At 76.6% G+C, this 1,152-nt stretch carries 1 protein-coding gene; it reads right to left on the minus strand.

Features of this window, described 5'->3' with window-relative positions; genetic code table 11:
- Positions 1–269: 269 nt before the first annotated feature.
- Positions 270–956 (minus strand): HAD family hydrolase, encoded by a 687-nt coding sequence (locus ON36_RS28470; RefSeq protein ID WP_043660101.1) that lies wholly within the window; start codon positions 954–956, stop codon positions 270–272.
- Positions 957–1,152: the final 196 nt, after the last annotated feature.

The following is a 1,152-nucleotide window of genomic DNA, read 5'->3' on the forward strand; positions in this document are numbered from 1 at the left end:
CCCGGCACGCCGACACCACCGGTGGCGCGGCGGCCACGCGTCCAGGGCGTTCGGCCCGGCAGGGCGACACCGAGCGCGGCCCGGACCCCCGACGCCAGCAGCGCTCGGCCCCTCACCGCGATGCCGCATGCGGCCAGGGCGTCCCCCGGCACCTGCGGCGCGCAGCGCGGCACCCTGCAACCTCCGGCGGCGCGGCGGCCACGCGCTCGCAGTGCTCGTCCCGACACGGCGACACCGAGCACGGCACGCCCCGCCGACGCCCGCAACACTCAGCCCGGCACCGTGATGCCGTGCGCGGCGAGGGCGTCGGTCAGCGCGCGGGGCCGCTGGGCGATCGGCAGGGGGTCGACGAGGGCGAACTGGCCGCCGACGGCCCGGACTCCGCCGTCGGCGGCGTCGCTGTCGCCGATCATGAGGGTGCGGGCCGGGTCGGTTCCGAGCCGCTCGATGGCGTGGCGGAAGATCGCGGGATCGGGTTTGGCGGCGCCGATCTCGTAGGAGAGCGCCATCACGTCCACGAAGCGGTCCCAGCCGCGGGCGGCGAACGCGGGCCGGATGTCGAAGGCGATGTTGCTGACGATGCCGACCCGGATGCCCCGGTCCGCGAGGGTTTCCAGGACGGCGCCCGTGTCGGCGTAGGGCGCCCACTCGGCGGGGTCGACGAGCCGGCCGTACAGGCGTTCGGCCGCGGCCTCGGGGACGCCCGAACCGCGCAGCACCGCCAGGTACGCGTGCCGGTGCAGGGCGGGATCGAGGTCGCGCGCGTCCCAGGCGCGCTGCCCCTCGGCGTCGAAGGCGATCGACTGGCCCACCGGCGCGGTCATGCGGCGCATGATCTCGGCCGCCTCGTGCACGTCGGGCGTCCAGCCGTCCCCGCCCCCGGTGAACCAGGATTCCTTCTCCTCGAGCCGGAAGGTGGTCCCGGAGAAATCGAACAGCGCTCCCTCGATGCCCATCCCCGATGGTGGCATCCGGGGCGCGGTGCGTGGGCACGACCCGGCGAAGTCGTCCCGGCCGCGCGGGCCGTGCCGCACGGGCGGGCTCGCGCCGCACGCGCGGGCAAAGCACAGCCGGTCAGGCCGCCCAGCCGGGCGGCATCCGCACCTCGAGGGCGCGCAGCCGGGCGGGATCGGCCACCACCTCGTAGGCCGT

It is taken from the genome of Nocardia thailandica NBRC 100428, assembly GCF_000308795.1.
GTDB lineage: Bacteria > Actinomycetota > Actinomycetes > Mycobacteriales > Mycobacteriaceae > Nocardia > Nocardia thailandica.